This window comes from Paenibacillus sp. B01 (assembly GCF_009649995.1).
GTDB classification, from domain to species: Bacteria; Bacillota; Bacilli; order Paenibacillales; family Paenibacillaceae; genus Paenibacillus_O; species Paenibacillus_O pasadenensis.
Genome location: NZ_CP045802.1, coordinates 547275 through 564683 on the forward strand (window position 1 = coordinate 547275; position 17409 = coordinate 564683).

The 17409-nt window shown below is 65.5% G+C and carries 11 protein-coding genes; 4 read left to right on the top strand and 7 right to left on the bottom strand.

Translation table 11 applies throughout. The features are described from left to right. Positions 1-118 precede the first annotated feature (118 nt). The 3 genes from GE073_RS02420 to GE073_RS02430 all read left to right on the top strand — a co-directional run bounded on the left by GE073_RS02420 (position 119) and on the right by GE073_RS02430 (position 2302). Positions 119-604, top strand: coding sequence for a MarR family winged helix-turn-helix transcriptional regulator (locus tag GE073_RS02420; protein WP_153782700.1), 486 nt, complete (start codon positions 119-121; stop codon positions 602-604). 122 nt (positions 605-726) lie between these two features. Continuing rightward, on the top strand, positions 727-1374 hold the full coding sequence (locus GE073_RS02425; protein WP_153782701.1) for a nitroreductase family protein: 648 nt from the start codon (positions 727-729) through the stop codon (positions 1372-1374). A gap of 370 nt (positions 1375-1744) precedes the next feature. Continuing rightward, positions 1745-2302 (top strand): translation initiation factor, encoded by a 558-nt coding sequence (locus GE073_RS02430; RefSeq protein WP_153782702.1) that lies wholly within the window; start codon positions 1745-1747, stop codon positions 2300-2302. A 1666-nt stretch (positions 2303-3968) separates the two neighbouring features. On the opposite strand, the gene GE073_RS02435 is transcribed toward GE073_RS02430, so the two are convergent. After that, positions 3969-4934 (bottom strand): helix-turn-helix domain-containing protein, encoded by a 966-nt coding sequence (locus GE073_RS02435; protein WP_228551237.1) that lies wholly within the window; start codon positions 4932-4934, stop codon positions 3969-3971. Positions 4935-5162: 228 nt separating this feature from the next. Between GE073_RS02435 and GE073_RS02440 the strand changes: the two genes are divergently transcribed. Beyond that, the gene (locus tag GE073_RS02440; RefSeq protein ID WP_028597993.1) at positions 5163-6530 is read left to right on the top strand and encodes an MATE family efflux transporter; all 1368 of its coding nucleotides are present in this window, start codon (positions 5163-5165) and stop codon (positions 6528-6530) included. Positions 6531-6730: 200 nt separating this feature from the next. Here GE073_RS02440 and GE073_RS02445 read toward each other — a convergent pair whose 3' ends face one another. From GE073_RS02445 to GE073_RS02470, 6 genes are all read right to left on the bottom strand, one after another. Then, a complete protein-coding gene (locus GE073_RS02445; RefSeq protein ID WP_153782703.1) occupies positions 6731-9472 on the bottom strand; it encodes an alpha-mannosidase in 2742 nt (913 codons plus the stop codon). A gap of 226 nt (positions 9473-9698) precedes the next feature. Next, a complete protein-coding gene (locus GE073_RS02450; protein ID WP_028597991.1) occupies positions 9699-11027 on the bottom strand; it encodes a glycoside hydrolase family 125 protein in 1329 nt (442 codons plus the stop codon). 169 nt (positions 11028-11196) lie between these two features. After that, complete coding sequence (locus tag GE073_RS02455) at positions 11197-12129, bottom strand: carbohydrate ABC transporter permease (RefSeq protein ID WP_101808449.1); 933 nt, start codon at positions 12127-12129, stop codon at positions 11197-11199. A 949-nt stretch (positions 12130-13078) separates the two neighbouring features. Further along, the gene (locus GE073_RS02460; RefSeq protein ID WP_028597989.1) at positions 13079-14017 is read right to left on the bottom strand and encodes an ABC transporter permease; all 939 of its coding nucleotides are present in this window, start codon (positions 14015-14017) and stop codon (positions 13079-13081) included. A 95-nt stretch (positions 14018-14112) separates the two neighbouring features. Beyond that, positions 14113-15582, bottom strand: coding sequence for an ABC transporter substrate-binding protein (locus tag GE073_RS02465; protein ID WP_153782704.1), 1470 nt, complete (start codon positions 15580-15582; stop codon positions 14113-14115). A 161-nt stretch (positions 15583-15743) separates the two neighbouring features. Then, positions 15744-17336, bottom strand: coding sequence for a response regulator transcription factor (locus GE073_RS02470; protein WP_153782705.1), 1593 nt, complete (start codon positions 17334-17336; stop codon positions 15744-15746). Positions 17337-17409 lie beyond the last annotated feature (73 nt).

Sequence of the window (17409 nt, forward strand, 5' to 3'; positions counted from 1 at the left end):
CCGATTGGCGGGAGGGGCTTGCGCGAGGAGCGATGCCTATGATAACATTGACCCATCAAATATTGATGGATCAAGGAAAAGCGGCATCCGGAGGATGCGGAAGAAAGGATGAGGCATCATGAGCTGCCGCACCGAGGATCTGCTGTATGTGCTGATCCATCTGAACAAGCAGCTGGCTTGCCGGTTCGAGACGGATGTCGGGGTGAGCCCGAACCGGCTGGAGCTGCTGTGCCAGCTGCGGGGCGCGGAGGAGATCAGCCAGTCCGAGCTGCAGAAGGCGGTCTCGATCGACCCCGCGGCCGTGACGCGCCATATGCAGCAGCTGGAGGCGGAGGGCAAGCTCGTCCGCACCCGCTGCCAGGACGACAACCGCGTGACCAAGGTGCGGCTGACCGACGAGGGCCGGAGCTGGATCGAGTCGTGCAACCGTCAGAAGGAGCGCTTCATGGAGCGGCTGCAGGCGGGGCTGGAGGAGTCGGAGCGCAAGGAGCTGCTGCGGCTGCTCGCGGCGCTCGGCCGCTCGCTGGAGGAGCCTCCGCTGCCGGCGGCGCTGCCGGCGGCGCTGCGGCTGCGACGGTCCGGCGCGAGGCGGGCGCGAGGCTGATCGGAGATTGATGGAGCCGGAACCGTCCGGGCCGCGAGGCGGGACGGCGCGTTTTGGACGCAAGCAGGATAGGAACCTATAAAAAGCAGGCCGCAAGAGCCTGCACAAGGAGAGAAACCGAAATGACGAATGCAGCTGCCGTTGTCCGTACCAATGATTACCGCGAGATCGTCGCCGGGCGCCGCTCGGTGCGCGAGTACGATCCGACCGTCAAGATCAGCCGCGAGGAAATGACGGAGCTGCTGGAGGAGGCGACGCTGGCTCCGTCCTCCGTCAACCTGCAGCCGTGGCGCTTTGTCGTCGTCGAGAGCGAGGAGGCGAAGGCGGCGCTGGCGGAGATCGCTCCGCGCAACCGCACGCAGGTCATCACGTCGGCGGCGGTCATCGCCGTGTTCGGCGACATGCAGGCGTTCGACTATGCCGGCGACATCATGGCGAGCTCCGTCGCCAAGGGCTACATGACGCAGGAGGTCATGGACCAGATGCTGGCCAATTACGGCGCCTTGTTCGGCAGCGTGCCGAAGGAGGCTTTCCGCGACATGATCCTGCTCGATACCGGCCTCGTCAGCATGCAGATCATGCTCGCGGCGCGCGCTCGCGGCTACGATACGAACCCGATCGGCGGCTACGACAAGTCGCGCGCAGCCGAGACGTTCGGCCTCGAGGCGGACCGCTACGTGCCGTCCATGCTCATCTCGATCGGCAAGGCCGCCAAGGACGCCCGCCTCACGACCCGGCTGCCGGTCGACCGCGTCGCCGAATGGAAGTAAGGGGCGGTCAAGGCTAGGCCGCGCTTGAAAGGAGCTGCTCCAGGTCCGCGAATCGGGCCGGGGGCGGCTTTTTTGCTGCGGGAGGGAGGTTGTGGGAGGGAGGTTGTGGGAGGGAGGCAGTAGGTGGGGGGTGTAGGTGGGAGGCTGTAGGTGGGAGGCTGTGGGTGGGGCTGTAGGTGCGAGGCTGGGGGGGCGGCGGCGTGGGGCTGTAGGTGCGAGGCTGTGGATGGGGGCGCGGGGGTTCGGCGCGTACGCTTGGCGAAGCTTTGCGGATGTTCCTCAGGGCGCAGGCTGGTGATCGTTTGAACCGGACCGCGATCGCAGGTATGCTAAGGGCACGGGACTACATAGGGAAAGGTCGTGCGAGCAGATGGCAGTGCTCATCAATGAGCAGATCAAGGCGTTCGAGGTAGAGCTGACCGGCCTCGGCGGAGAGCGGCTCGGGGTCGTGGAGCGGGCGGAGGCGCTGGAGCTGGCGCGGGCGGCGGGAGCGGATCTCGTCTGCACGTCGCTCATGAGCAGCCCGCCTCCGTGCCGGCTGATGCCGAAGGGCAAGGGCAAGGCGGCCGCCCAGCAGGAGGCGGCTGCGGCGCGGCGTTCGGCCGCACCAACGGGAGCCGGCGGCAAGCCGGGTGCTGGCGGCAAGGGCGGCGCAGCAGCGAAGGGCGGAGCGGACAAGGCGAAGGAGCTGCGCTTCACCGCCCACATCGAGGAGCATGACTACGAGACGAAGCTGCGCCAGGCGGACAAGCATCTGCGCTCGGGCAAGCCGGTGCAGCTCGTCGTCAAGGCGAGCGGCGCCAAGGAGGCGGCGGCCGCCAAAGCCGTCCTGGAGCGGCTGCTGGCCGATCTCAAGGAGGCCGGCGTCAAGGAAACAGGCGTCCAGTCGAGCGGCAAAGGCTCGCAGGTGCGCGTGAATCCGAAGTAGGGCGAAGCAAGGGGAAGGCTAGGAAGGAAGCAGGCAAGCAGGGCAGGCAAGCAGGGCAGGCAAGCAGGGCAGGCAAGCAATGCAGGCAAGCAGGGCAGGCAAGCAATGCAGGCAAGCAATGCAGGCAAGCAATGCAGGCAAGGCAAGGCTAGGCAAGGAGGGGCAGTTCCGGCGCGTGCCGGGGCCGCCCTTCTTTTTTGGGGCAGTGATTACGCAGCGGGGGAGAGCGGCTCGGCTCGAACGCTAGCCTCCACGCCGGAGTTACGCGGAAAACCCGAGTAACTGTGCTCGAACGTGTGCCTCCACGGCGGAGCTACGCGGAAAAACCGAGTAACTGCGCTCGAACGGTGGCTCTCATGGCCGAGTTACGCGGAAAAACCGAGTAACTGTGCTCGAACGGTGGCTCTCATGCCGGAGTTACGCGGAAAAACCGAGTAACTGTGCTCGAACGGTGGCTCTCATGGCCGAGTTACGCGGAAAACCCGAGTAACTGTGCTCGAACGGTGGCTCTCACGCCGGAGATACGCGGAAAACCCGAGTAACTGTGCTCGAACGGTGGCTCTCACGGCGGAGTTACGCGGAAAACCCGAGTAACTGTGCTCGAACGGTGGCTCTCACGGCGGAGTTACGCGGAAAACCCGAGTAACTGCGCTCGAACGGGGGCTCTCACGCCGGAGTTACGCGGAAAACCCGAGTAACTGTGCTCGAACGTGTGCCTCCACGGCGGAGTTACGCGGAAAACCCGAGTAACTGTGCTCGAACGGTGGCTCTCACGCCGGAGTTACGCGGAAAACCCGAGTAACTGTGCTCGAACGGTGGCTCTCATGCCGGAGTTACGCGGAAAAACCGAGTAACTGTGCTCGAACGGTGGCTCTCATGCCGGAGTTACGCGGAAAACCCGAGTAACTCGGCAGCTCGGGTTGGAGCTCGAAAGACGAGCTCGCGGTAAGCTGTAACCCGATTATTTCGGGTTGGAGCTCGAAAGACGAGCTCACGGTAAGCTGTAACCCGATTGTTTCGGGTTGGAGCTCGAAAGACGAGCACGCGGTAAGCTGTAACCCGATTGTTTCGGGTTGGAGCTCGAAAGACGAGCTCACGGCAAGCTGTAACCCGATTGTTTCGGGTTGCAGCTCGAAAGACGAGCTCGCGGCAAGTTGTAACCCGATTGTTTCGGGTTGGAGCTGGATGGGTCGGTGAATTCGGGAGAACGGAATGTGTTCCCGCTCCGCGAGCGGCAGCAGGTTCCGAGCACCAGCTCCCCGTTCCGCGAAGAGGAGCAGGCAGGGGGTCAGCGGTCAGGGACCAGGCGATGACGGGCGAGGGAACCGAGCGGCTCCGTTTGATCGAATCCAAAGAGCGAATCGGACGGGGGCTCGTGGAGAAGCGGCAGCGGTTCCCTTGGAGGCCGGATTCCTTCCGTTTCGGAAGAATACGATCAAAGGAATCTGGGCTCCAGGGAGATCGGAACGAGTTCCCGCTCCGCGAAGCGGGTGCCGGTTTTGTCCTCCGCTCGGTGGAACGGAGCCAGCCGGATTTCGCCCTCCGCTCGGTGGAACGGAGCCAGCCGGTTTTCGCCCTCCGCTCGGTGGAGCGTAGCCAGCCGGTTCCGCCCTCCGCTCGATGGAGCGGCCAGATCTCGCTCCGCGCGCCAGCCGCCTTCCGGGCTTCAAGCATGCGAGAAGCGCTGCCGGTAGCTGCGCGGCGACAGCCCCTCGTACTTGGCGAAGCAGGAGGCGAAGTACGCCGCCTGGTTGAACCCGACGTCGCCGGCGATGCGCGAGACGGGATAGTCGGTGCGCAGCAGCAGCAGCTTGGACTGGTCGATGCGGTAGCGCAGCAGGTATTCCTTCGGCGAGCAGCCGAATTCCTTTTGCATGCAGCGGGCGATGTAGACGGAGTGGAAGTTCAGGCTCTCGCTCATCGCGCGGGCGCTGATGTCCTCGCGGTAATGCTGGCGCAAATAGGCCGCGGCCTGCGCGGCGCACGCCGCCGAAGGCGACGTCGAGCGCGCGTCGAGACCGGCCGACAGCTGCTGCAGCAGCTCCTGGAACAGGATCTGCTGGCGCCAGAGCGCGCCGCCGACCTGGCCGCTGCTCGTCATCGCCGTGAGCTGCCCGAGCAGCTCGAACATGCGCGCGGGCTCGACCAGGTCGGCGTACTGCGGCATCTGCACGGAGAACAGCGGCGCGTTCATTTTCCACTCGGCATCATGGGCGTTGTCGGGCTCCTCCCCGGCGAAGACGTCGCGGCCGATCCATTCTCCCCGCGGATCGCGGTAGAGCGGCAGCCGCTCGTCGGTGGCGGTCCAGTAGCCGTCATGCTTGAAGTGCAGCCAGTAGCAGCGTGTGCGCAGGCGCGTCGGCGCCGTGCCGTAATGATGCGCGTCGGGCCGCAGGATGAGCGCCTGTCCGGGACCGACCTCATAGCTCCGATCGCCCTCGGTGACGAGCAGCTCGCCTTCCTCGACGGCGAGCAGGTCGAACAGCCCGATGTTGCAGCGGTCGACATGGACCATGCCGGGAGGGTGGTCCTCATGCCCGCTCGCGATGTAGTAGGGCAGCGGGGGCAAGGCGAATTGCAGCAGCTTCATCATCGGCTCCTCTCCGGCGGAACGGGCCCGCAAGCGGTCCATTTTCAGCCCTCGCATCAAGTTTCTTTTTTGAAAGTTCAGGTTGCATCCGTGATACCTCAAAGCCAGTATAGCACTTATAATACGGATGGACCAACAAGCTCGGCACAAGGCTCAATCCCGCTCCATTCCTAGGAATATTAGGTTGTTAGGCGGCAAGGTCGACGAAAGGGCTTTCATGTCGGAGCTACGCTTCTTGTATGCCAGCAATCCAGGATGGAGGTTTCATTCATGAAAAACCGCAACTACTCGCTATGGGCGCTTTCCTGGCCCATCTTCATTGAGCTGTTCCTGCAGTTCCTGCTCGGAGCGGCGGATACGTTCATGGTCAGCGAGATCTCCGACGACGCGGTCGCGGTCGTCGGCTTCTCGCATCAGCTGTTCAACGCGCTGACGGTGTTGTTCACGGTCATCGCCAGCGGCGCCGGCATCCTCATCGCGCAGAAGCTCGGCGCGCGCAAGGAGGAGGACGCCCGCTCGATAAGCATCATCGCGCTCAAGACGACGGTGCTCATCGGGGCGGCGATCAGCGTGCTGCTCATCGCGCTGCCGGGCCCGATCGCGAGCCTGCTGCAGATGCCCGAGGAGCTGCTGCCGCTGGCGCGCACCTACATCTCGATCGTCGGCGGCAGCATGATCCTGGCGGCGATCATGAGCACGCTCAGCGCGGCGATCCGCAACACCGGCAACACGCGCGGACCGATGTATACGGCGATCGGCATGAACGTCGTGCATATCTTCCTCAACTACGGCTTCATCTACGGCGCGTTCGGCCTGCCCGAGTGGGGCCTGGCGGGCGTCGCGATCAGCACCGTCGTCAGCCGCCTGCTCGCTTCGGCGCTGCTCGTCTACATGTTCCTGTTCGCGTTCGAGCGCCGCATCTGGTGGGGCGACATCAAGCTGTGGAGCCGCAGCCTGTTCCGGGAGATCCTGCGCATCGGCTGGCCGCTCGGCGTCTACTCCGGCAACTGGGTGCTCTCGCAGCTCGTCATCTTCACGTTCATCGGCACGCTCGGCGCGGCCCAGCTGGCGGCGCGCACCTATATGAACACGCTGGAGTCGTTCTGCTTCCTGATCGGCTTCTCGATCGCGCTGGCGACGCAGATCCGCGTGGCGCATCTGTTCGGCGCGGGCAACACCCGGGAGGCGTACAAGGACGCGTACAAAGGACTGTGGATCGGCCAGCTCGTCGTCATCGCCAACTCGTTCATCATCTTCCTGTTCGGCAGCCAGGCGCTCGGCCTGTTCACCTCCGACCCGGATATCCTGGCGATCTGCGCCGGCCTGCTCGGCCTGAACCTGCTGCTGCAGCCGGGCAAGATGCTCAACATGACGATCGCCGATTCGCTGAACGCCGTCGGCGACACGCGCTTCACGATGTATGTCTCGACGATCAGCATGTGGGGCGTGGCGGTGCTCGTGTCCTATTTCTTCAGCATCCATCTCGGCTATGGCCTGACCGCCATCTACATCTGCATGATCGCTGACGAATACTTGCGCGGCTTCGTCTGCTGGCTGCGCTGGCGCAGCTTCAAGTGGGCTTCCCGCGCCGGATCGCCCGAGCTGCCGGCGCAGGGCGCAGCGGCCGCGGAGGCGTGAGGCCGCCGGCCTGAGCCTCGCAACCGCAAAGACGGTGCCTATCCCCTAGAGGATAAGCACCGTCTTTTTTGCTGCGAGCGTTATTTTAGCTGCGGGCTGGAGAGCGCCGCTTCGGACTGGCAGCGCGGCTGCGAAAGCGAAGCAAGGGAACAAGTTCCCTTGTGCAAGCGCGTGCGTGCCGATCCAGCCGCGCCGCCGCCTCAGCGCAGGCCGATCGTCACGATCTCGGCCGGCCCGACGGCGAGCTCGAGGCGGCCGTCCCGCAGCTCGAGCGCATCCGCCGTCTCCTGCTCGAGCACGCCGGATTTGTAGGCGCTCGAAGCGCCGGCCGGGGCCAGCAGCCGCAGCGAGGCGGGCTCGCGCTTCAGGTTGTACAGGCGCACGACGAGGTCGCCGGTGACGGGGCTGGCCTTGAAGGCGGAGAAGGCGATCGACTCGCCCTCCCACGCCAGCGGCGAGCCGACGGCCGCGAGCTTGCCGACATGGACGCCGGTCTGCACCGCGGTCCAAGGCGTCTGCAGCTGGTACGCTTCGGCGAACGCGCCGCTCGCCGCGCCGTCGCCGCCATGCGGCACGAGCGCCAGGCGTGCTTCATGCGGCCCGATGCACTGGGCCTCCGGCGTCGGGAAGTAGCCCCAGTCGCCGAGCTCGCCGGTCGAGCGCAGCAGCGTGACGGCGATCGTATTGCGGCCGTCCCGCAGCACCTCGTACTCGCATAGGCCGACGTTGGCGACCGTCAGGCCGGCGGCCGAGCCGTTCGCGGCTTGGCCGCTCACATCGGCGAAAGCCTGCTGGTGCTGGGCGTTGCTCGGATTCTCCCATTCCGGAGCGGGCTCGGTCGAACGCACGGCCGCTTCGAAGATCGAGTCGGCGGTGTGCGTATCGGCCTGCAGGCCGGTCGGGAACAGCAGCCGGACGCGATGGTCGCGGGCCTGGTTGTCGAACGAGCTGACGATGTCGATCCGGCCGCTGCCTTGCTCCAGCGACAGCACCGTGCGCAGGCGCAGCGGGACGAGCTTGGCCGAGCGCCCGGCCTGGCGCTGCGGATAGTACACGATCTCGCGCTGCTCGCGGTCCAGCGTCTCGTCGGCCGACGCCGGCACGGCCCATTCGTGCACGATCTCGAGCGAGGCGCGGCCGGGGCCGTTCTCCACGACCGACACCGCCGCCGGCACGCCGCGCGTCGTCAGCGGCTCCACGCCCTTCGGCGCCATGAACATGTACTCGTTGCCGATGTCGCCGCTGTCCTCGTAGATGCCGAGGCCGGGGAACGTCTGTCCCGTGCGCCGATCGGTCAGCGCGAACGAGCCGTCCTCCGCCACCTCGACGCGGAGCACGCCGTTGTCGAGCGTGCGGGCATCGGCCGCGATGTCGGGGGCCGTCTCCGGCCGCACGTCCGAGCGGACCCAGGCGTAGGTGGCGTGGCCGAGCGCCGGCACGGCGTCCGCCTGGAACGTCAGGCGCACGCGGCGGCACTGGTACGGCTGGCGGAACGCGTCGTCCGGCAGGTCGTAGCCGAACTGCAGGCCGAGGTCCTCGACCTTGCAGGCCAGCGTCCGGCCATCCGCGCCGACGAGCGCGCGTCCGCTCAGGTCGAGCTCCTTCATGCGGCGGTTCATCTCGCCGAAGCCGACGCCGTCGCGGAAGTAGATCCGCGCCGCGTCCAGCTCGACCGATACGGTGCCGCTGCGCATCCAGCCCGAAGGGTTGAAGACGACGAACGGCAGCGCATCCGCGCCATAGCTGCCGAAGACCGACGTGTCCACCGCCTCGGCGACGAACGCCGCCGAATCGGCCACGATCGTCTCGGCGACATGGCGGCTCTTGTCGAAGCGGGTGACCATCTCGCGGTGCACCTCGTCGACGCTGCAGCCGCAGATGCTGTCATGCGGATGGTTTTGAAGCAGCAGCTTCCAGGCGTAGGCAAGCAGATGCTGCGGGTAGTCCTTGCCGACGAGGCGGGCGTAGGCGGCGAGCGGCTCGGCCGAGCGCTCCAGCACGGACTGCCCGGCGGCGTTCAGCTGCTTCAGGTAGACGCGCGAGGAGGCAGTGTTGACGAGCGTGCCCCAGCCGTCGGTGAGCTGGCTGCGCAGCTCGCCGCGCACGACCGACAGCGCGGACCCGTCCGCTGCCGCGCGTACGGCGTCGAGATAGTCCGGGAAGTTGGAATGGACGAATTCCACGTCCGGCTCCACGGCGCCGGCGACGCGGATCGCCTCGGCCAGGTCGGTCTGGATCGGCTGATGGTCGCAGCCGTTCATGAACAGCAGATGCGGCGTCGAGGCGTAGCGCCCGGCGTCCGCCAGCTTGCGCTCCCAGTAGGCGCGGGCCTGCTCCTCGTCGGTCGGCACCTCGTTGCCGTTGGAGTACCAGTTGGCGAACAGGATGCCGAGCACGCGCGAGCCGTCCGGTCCTTCCCAGACGAGCTCGGAGAAGGAGCTCTCATAGGCGCTCGACTCGCCGACCTCGTTGTTGAAGCCGGTCGGCTTGACGCCGCGGCCGAACAGCGCGTTGTCGATGCCCGCCTGCCGCATCAGCTGCGGCGTCTGGCCGAACAGGCCGAACGTATCCGGGAAGTAGCCGATCTTGGATACGGGACCCCAGCGGCCCGCTTCCTCATGGCCGATCTGCAGGTTGCGGACGTTGGCCTCCCCGCTCGTCAGGAAGGCGTCCTGCAGGATGTACCACGGCCCGATGCCGATGCGGCCCTCGCGGATGAGCTTTTCGAGGCGGGAGCGGTTCTCCGGCCGGACCTCGAGGTAGTCGTCGAGGATGATCGTCTGGCCGTCGAGGAAGAAGCTTCGGTAGCCGGGATCGGTCTCCAGCGTGTCCAGCAGCGAGTCCATCAGCTGAACGAGGCGGACGTGGTGCTTCTCGTACGGGAGGTACCATTCGCGGTCCCAATGGGTATGAGAGAGGATGTGCGCGGTGCGCTTGGTCATGGCGATCGGTCCTTTCGGTGCAGGATGGTTCCAGCATACCTGTCCGGCATGCGGAAGATCTATCGAAGATGGCGACGGCCGCCCTGCGATCGGACGACAGGTCCGGGCGCGAGACGGCCGTGCGGATGGATCGGCGCCAGGGCGGGCCGAGGGCGGCAGCGCGCGAAAGAAGCGCAGCCGCCGGCCATAGCCGCGGCCGCTTGCGGCTTGACGCTGTTGGCGACGGTCAGCCGCGGCCGATCAGGCCGTCCTGCATCGCTCGCCAGACGAGCTGGGCGAACAGGCTGTTCGACCAGGCGAACCATTTGCGCGTGAATACGGACGGGTCGTCGGAATGGAAGCCCTCGTGCATGTAGCCGGTGTCGGCGTCGGTCGCCTCGAGCAGGTCGATCATCGCGAGCTTCTCTTCGTCGGAGATCGCGGTCAAGCCTTGCATCGAGAGCGCCATATGCCAGATGTAGCCGTCCGGCGTGTGCGGGCTGCCGATGCCTTTGGCCTGCTTGCCTTCGAAGTAGTACGGATTCTCCGAGCTCAGCGCGAAGCGGCGCGTGTTCAGGTAGATCGGATCGTCTGCGGCCGCATAGCCGAAGTACGGGATCGACATGAGGCCCGGCGTGCCGGCGTCGTCCATCAGACAATGGTTGCCGTAGCCGTCCGTCTCGTAGGCGTAGATCGGGCCGAACTGCGGGTGGCGGAAGATGCCGTACAGCCGGATGCCGTGCTCCACCTCGGCGGCGAGGTCGGCGAGCTCCTTGACGAGCGCCATGTCGCGGAACACCCACTCGGCGATCTCCTGCATCTGGCGCATCGTCACGACGGCGAACATATTGGCCGGAATGTTGTAGTGGAAGTCGCAGGCGTCGTCGCTCGGGCGGAAGCCGGACCAGATCATGCCGGTGTAGTTGACCGGCATGCCGAGCCCTTTGTTCCGGAGGGAGTCCTCCGGGATGCCGTTGTCGCGCACGAAGCGGTACGGCGACTGCTCGAAGTGCCGCTGCTCCCTTTTCCACAGGTCGATCGCCGCGCGCATCGCGCGCTTGAAGTCCGTGTCGAAGATGGCGGTATGCTTCGTCTCCTGCCAGTAGGCGTAGGCGAGGCGGAACGAGAAGCAGATCGAGTCGAGCTCGAACTTGCGCTCCCACACCCACGGCCCCATATCGGTCTCGTCGGTCGTGTTCCAGTGCCAGTCGTTGGCCGATTCGTTGAACGCGTTGGCGTAAGGGTCGATGAGGATCATCGCCATGTGGCGGCGGATCAGCCCTTCGAGGATGCGCTGCAGGCCGGCGTCGTCCTTGGCGAGCGGCACGTAGTGGATGACCTGCTCGACGGAATCGCGCAGCCACATGGCCGGGATGTCGCCGGTGATGACGAACGTCGTGCCGTCGGGCATCAGCTTGGTCGTCGTCTCCAGCGTGTTGGGGAAGCAGTTGCGGAAAAGCCGCTGCAGCTTCGGCCGGCCCGCGAGCTTGGCCTCGGCGTCGTCCAGCGCCTGGCGCACGGCCGCCGGCAGCTTCAGCTCCGGCATCGGAATGGCGGGAAGTCGGAATTGCTCCATGATCGGTCCATCTCCTTGAGCTATAGTGGGGGTTCGCCCGCGCGGCTGCCTGCGCCCGCGCCCGAGGCGTCGGGAGCTGCGGAGGAAGGGAGGGAGGCAGCCTCCTTCCCTTCCTTCAGCGGTTCGTTAGGCATGTTAGGCGGCGAACCCCGGTTGAGTTAGCGATAACCTACTCTTTTACCGCGCCGATCGTCAACCCCTGCACGAAGTAGCGCTGGAAGAACGGGTAGGCGAGCACGATCGGGCCGGTGGCCAGCACGACCATCGCCATGCGGGCCGTATCCTGCGGCATGTTCTGCAGGCCTTGGGCGAGCGAGGCGTTGCTCGACGCCTGCGACAGCAGGAACTGCATGTTCGTCTCGATGCGCATCAGCATGGACTGGAGCGGCACGAGATTCGGATTTTCGATGTAGAGCAGGGCGTTGAACCAGTCGTTCCAGTAGCCGAGCGTGCTGAACAGCGCGATCGTGGCCAGGCCCGGCAGCGCGAGCGGCAGGACGAGCTTGTAGAAGATCTGCAGCTCGGAGGCGCCGTCGATCTTGCCGGATTCGATGATGGCGTCGGGCACCATCGTCATGAAGAACGTGCGCATGATGAGCACGTAGAACGCGTTCACCATGAGCGGAAGGATGAGCGCCCAGACGTTGTCCTTCAGGCCGAGCATCTGCGTCACGACGATGTACGTCGGCACGAGGCCGCCGTTGAAAAGCATCGTGAAGAAGGCGAAGAAGTTGAAGAACTTGCGGTACTGGAAGCTCTTGCGCGAGATGCCGTAGGCGTACAGCGTGACGACGAGCAGGCCGAGCGCCGTGCCGACGACGGTCACGAAGATCGTGACGCCGTAGGAGCGGAGCAGGGCGTCGCCGTTCTGGAGCACGTAGCGGTACGCTTCGAGGCTCCACTCGGCGGGAATCAGCCGGTAGCCGTCCGCGGCCAGCGCCTGCTCGTTCGTGAACGAGATGATGATTATGAAGACGAACGGGAACACGCACAGCAGCGCGAACAGGCCGGCGACGGCGTGGAACGCCGCGTTCCACGCCGGACTCAGCTTATGGAAGTCGCGGGCCGCCTTGGGCGGCAGCGCGGCAGACGGTTTGGACATGGTAGGGCTCCTTTCTTGGGGGAAAAGGCGGGAAGGACGGGAGACGGTAGCGGATGCTCTTGGCCTTCGGGAATGCCGCTGCGAGAAACGGACTGCTCGACCGGCTGCCGAATGCCGCTGCGTGAGACAAGCCTTCCTCCGATCCCGCTGGAACGCGGATGCCTGGATCGCCCGACCCCCGAAGGGGTGGGCATCCGCCTTCCAAGGGGACCGCTGCCGCTTCTCCGAAAGGCCCGTCTCCCTCCGCTCCATCGTCCGCCGGTCTTCCGTCCGTCCCGCCCCCTGGTTTTGGGGGCGGTGGTGCGCCTCCCGCAATCTGGGAGGCGGCAGGCGCTAGCCGCGCTTGACGCCGCGCGAGCGGCCTCGCGCCTCAAGCGCCGGAACAGCCGGAATAATCGGCTGTCGAAGGCCCGCCAGGCGGAGCCGGCTGGATTGCGGCAGCAGGGGAGCGGAGGCGGCGAATTCTCCTGGAGAAGCGGGAGCGGTTCCCTTGGAGGCCGGATTCCCACCCTTTCGGGGAGGGAATTCAGAGGAATCTGGGCTCCAGAGGAATCGGAAGGAGATTCGTCCGGCGTAGCGGACTCCCTGCGCGTCAGCGGAATCTCCGGCGGAGCCGGCCGAATTGCGGCAGCAGGGGAGCGGAGGCGGCGAATTCTCCTGGAGAAGCGGGAGCGGTTCCCTTGGAGGCCGGATTCCCACCCTTTCGGGGAGGGAATTCAAAGGAATCTGGGCTCCAGAGGAATCGGAAGGAGATTCGTCCGTCGCAGCGGGCTCCCTGAGCGTCAGCGGAATGCTCCGGCGTAGCGGGCTCCCTGCGCGTCAGCGAAAAGGTCCGGCGTAGCGGACTCCCTGCACGTCAGCGGAATGCTCCGGCGGAGCGGGCTCCCTGCGCGTCAGCGGAATGTTCCGTCGCAGCGGGCTCCCTGCGCGTCAGCGGATAGGTTCGCCTTTAGAACAGCGTGTTGTCCTTGTTCACCCGGCCGACGATCCAGTTGGACGTAATGACCAGGATGAAGCCGACCAGCGACTGGTACAGCCCCGCCGCCGTCACCATGCCGAACTCGCCGGTCGTCTTGAGGCCGCGGTACACATAGGTGTCGATGACGTTCGTCACCGAGTAGAGCGCGCCGGAGTCGCGAGGCACCTGGTAGAACAGGCCGAAGTCGGCGTAGAAGATCTTGCCGATCGCGAGCAGCGTCAGGATCGTCATGAGCGGCGTCAGCATCGGGATCGTAATGTTCTTGATCTGCTGCCACTTGTTCGCGCCGTCGATCATCGCCGCCTCGTACAGCGAGCGGTCGATGCCGAGGATCGAGGCGAGGTAGACGACGCTGTTGTAGCCGATCGCCTTCCACAGGCTGATGAACACGAGGATGAACGGCCAGTACGTCGGATCGGAGTACCAGTTGACCGGATCGAGGCCGATGCCGCGAAGCGCCTGGTTGAGCAGCCCCTTGTCGAGGCTGAGGAAGCTGAATGCGAAGTAGCCGACGATGACCCAGGACAGGAAGTACGGCATGAACATGCCCGTCTGGTACAGCTTGGACATGCGCTTGCTCGCGATCTCCGATAGCACGATCGCCATGGCGACCGCCGCGACGAGGCCGATGACGATGAAGACGACGTTGTACAGCAGCGTGTTGCGCGTGATGATCCAGGCGTCGTTCGTGCTGAACAGGAACTTGAAGTTGTCGAGCCCGACCCACGCGCTGCTGATGACGCTGTCGATGAAGCCATGGCGGCTGACGCGGTATTCCTTGAAGGCGATGACGGCGCCCGCCATCGGGATGTAGGAGAAGATGAGGAACCACAGCGCGCCCGGCAGGACCATGAGCAGGATCGCCTTGTTGCGGTTCAGGCTGCGGAAGAAGCCCGCCAGTCCGTTCATGATGGCATGCCCCCTTGGATGAGATTGGATGATGTACGGCCGTCAGCACAAAAAGGGGGCGAAGTCGCCTTCGCCCGCCTGACCGAAACATTTGTTTACTTTTGCGTGGCCTTCCAGGCGTCGTACTGGGCTTGCGCCTCGGCGATGATCTTGTCGAGGCCGGCGGCCTTCATCTTTTCGATGGCGCGCGGCAGATAGGCGGCCGGATCGACGGTGCCGGTCATGAGCGGCGCCCATACCTCGGCCTTGACGTTCTGCAGGCTCGCCAGCTCGGTCGATACCTTGGAGGTGTCGAAGTTGAAGCCGAGCGCCGGGGAAGGACGGCCCTGCTCGTTGAACTGCTTGAACTGCTCCCACTTGTCGTCCGGGTCGCCCGGGTTGAGGTAGGTGAGCATGACGTTGCCGAGCGAGAACGTCGGCATGTCGTAGTTTTTGGACTCCGGCAGGTTCTCCATGCGGTTGTCGCCGGTCAGCTTGTAGTGCGTGCCCTCGATGCCGGAGTCGATCAGGTTGCGCAGCTTGGCGTCGGTGTTGAGCAGGTTCAGGAACTCCATCGCCTTCTCCGGATACTCGGAGTTGGCCGAGATCGCCTGCAGTGAGCCCATGACTGACCAGTTGTAGACGATCGACTCGCTGGCCGGCGTGGAGACGATCGGGTAGCCGAGGCTCGCGCTCCACGTATTGTCGGCGAGCGGCTGGGTGTCGGCGCGGTCGATGAGCCACTTGCCGGTCTTGTCCAGATCGGAGGTCGAGGTGATCGTCGCCGCTTCCGGCGAGATGTAGCCGGCTTTGTAGTACTTGTGCATCGTCTCGAGCGCCTGCTTCATCTCCGGCGTCTCGAGGACGTTGACGATCTTGCTGCTGTCGCCGTTCAGCGCGACGGCGATCGGCAGGTTCTGGATGAGGTAGTCGTACGGCACGGTCGGCGTGAAGTTGGTGTCGATCTTCAGGCCGAGCACGCCCGGCAGCTTTTCCTTGCCCGCCTTGAGGAACGGCTCCAGGCTCTCCAGCGTCGTCGCCTGCTTGTAGTCCATGCCGAGCTGGTCGAACTGCTGCTTGTTGAAGCGCCAGACGGATTGCGCCGGCAGCTCTTTGTTGGCCGGCACGCCATAGTTGTGGCCGTCGACCTTGGAGCCTTCGAGGAAGGCCGGGTCGAGCGTCTCGACGATGCCCTTGCCGTGCGTCTGCAGCAGGTCGTCAATCTCCATGAACGCGCCCTTGCGCGCGTTCTGCACATAATCGAACGCCCAGGAAGCGGTGAAGAGAATGTCCATCGGCTCGCCGGAGGCGGCCATGACGCCCATCTTCTGGTTGTAGTCGCCGAAGTCGATCTGCTTCATCGTGACGGTCGCGCCGATCTTTTCGGCGGTGTACTTGTTCACCTCGGCCATCACCTTGTCGGTGTCCTTTTGCGGAGCGCCGATCGTGTACCAGATCAGGTTGACCGGCTTCTCGGCGTCGCCTTCGCCGCCGGAAGCGTTGTTGCTGCCGCAGGCGGTGACCGCCAGCGCGGCCGTCAGCACGAGCGCGAGCGCGCCCGCCTTGCGTGTGGATCTCTTTTTCATGATGACTCCTCCCTCGAAGCAAGCATGATGATGATGGTGCCCGAGCCCATGCGTCCAGGCTCGCCTGTCTGAATCAACCTTACTGGATGAAAGCATTTTCAAATAGGCGACAAATTATGAATCCGCTGTCCAAACTAAAGAAAGAGCCGCGCCGATTCGGTTCAGCGCAGCTCCCGGTATTCGTTGGGCGAGATGCCCACGTATTTTTTGAACTGCTTGTAGAAGTAGCCGGTCTCGACATAGCCGACCTCCTGCGAGATGTCGGCGACCTTGTCGTCCGTCGCCTTGAGCCGCTCCTTGGCCCGCTCGATACGGTAGCGGTTGAGGTAGTCGGTGAAGCCGGCTCCGGTCTCCTTGGCGAACAGCTGGCCGAGGTACGCGGGATGGATATGGTAGATGGCGCCGAGCGTCTTGAGCGACAGCGGCTCGGCATAGCGCTCCGCCACATGCTGGACGACCTGGCTGACGATCGGGACGCGGTCGCTCCGCTGCAGCAGCTTCATCGTGAAATGCGCGGAGGCCTTGACCGCATCGGTCAGCTCGGCCAGCGCCGAGGCGCGGCTGATCCGGTCGAGCGTCTTCTTGAACTGGAACAGCACCTCCTGCGACTGCTCGCCGCCCTTCATGTCGCGCAGCTCGAGCCGGAAGGCGACGACGAGCTCGATTGCCGCGCTCTGGAGCAGCTCGGGCGTCGCGCCCTCGCGCTGCTGCAGCGCCAGGAAGTCGGCGTCGATGCGGGCGAAAAGAGCCTCCGTATCGCGGGCGAGCAGCCAGCGCGAGTAGTCGTCTCCGCCGATCTCGAGCGGCTGGTCGGACGCTCCCGGCGACGGCGGCAGCTCGGCCGCGTCGAGGATCGGGCTGCCGCTGTGCAGCAGATGGTAGTCCTGCGCTTTTTTGGCGAAGGCGTAGCTGCGCTGCTCGAGCTCGCCGATCCGCTCGGCGGTGCCGAGCGAAAAGCGGACCGGCGCGGAAATGGCCGCTTCGCCTGGCGCCGCGGAGTCTGCGTCCGCATCGCCGCGACTACGCGCCGCGTCGGCCGCCGCGAGCCGCTCCAGCGCCTCGCGCGCCTGCCGCCGCGCTGCAACGGCGCTGTCCGCGAGGAACAGCAGCACCTCGTCGCCGTCGAGGTCGGAGAAGCGCAGCGGCGCGTCCCGCTCGCCGAGCGCCTCGTCGACGAGCCGGCGGGCCTGCGCGCCGCCGCTCGCCGAGTGGCGGGCCGCCGCGGCGCACAGCCACGGCCGGCCGAGGCGCAGGCCGAGCAGCTCGGCGCGCTGGCCGAGCTCGACCGGGTCGATGTCGCCGCGCATCCAGCGGAACAGGATGCGGTCGCGCAGGATGCCCTTTTCCTCGGGGGAGAGGGCGGCCGTCCCGGGCGGCGCGGCGCTGAGCTTGGCGACGGCGGCGGAGAGCGTCGAGCGCAGCTCCTGGAAGTTGACCGGCTTGAGCAGGTAGTTCTCGATGCCGAGCGACATGCCTTCCTTGAGGTAGTCGAACTCGTTGTAGCCGCTCAGAATGATGACCTTCAGCTCCGGCAGCAGCCGGCGCGCCTCGCGGATCAGCTCCAGCCCGCTCATGCCGGGCATCGTGATGTCCGTCACGAGCAGGTCGACGGGACGGCTCCTCAGCAGCTCCAGCGCGGCGCGTCCGCTGCCTGCCGTGCCCGCCACCTCGAGCTCGAACGACGACCAGTCGAGCGCGTCCTGCAAGCCTTCGACGATGAACGGCTCGTCGTCGACGAGCAGCACTCGGTACATAGGAAATTCCTCCTTCGAAACAAGTTGGGAACGCGAGGCGGGGCGGAAAGGCCAGGGCTGGGGCCGGCTTCCG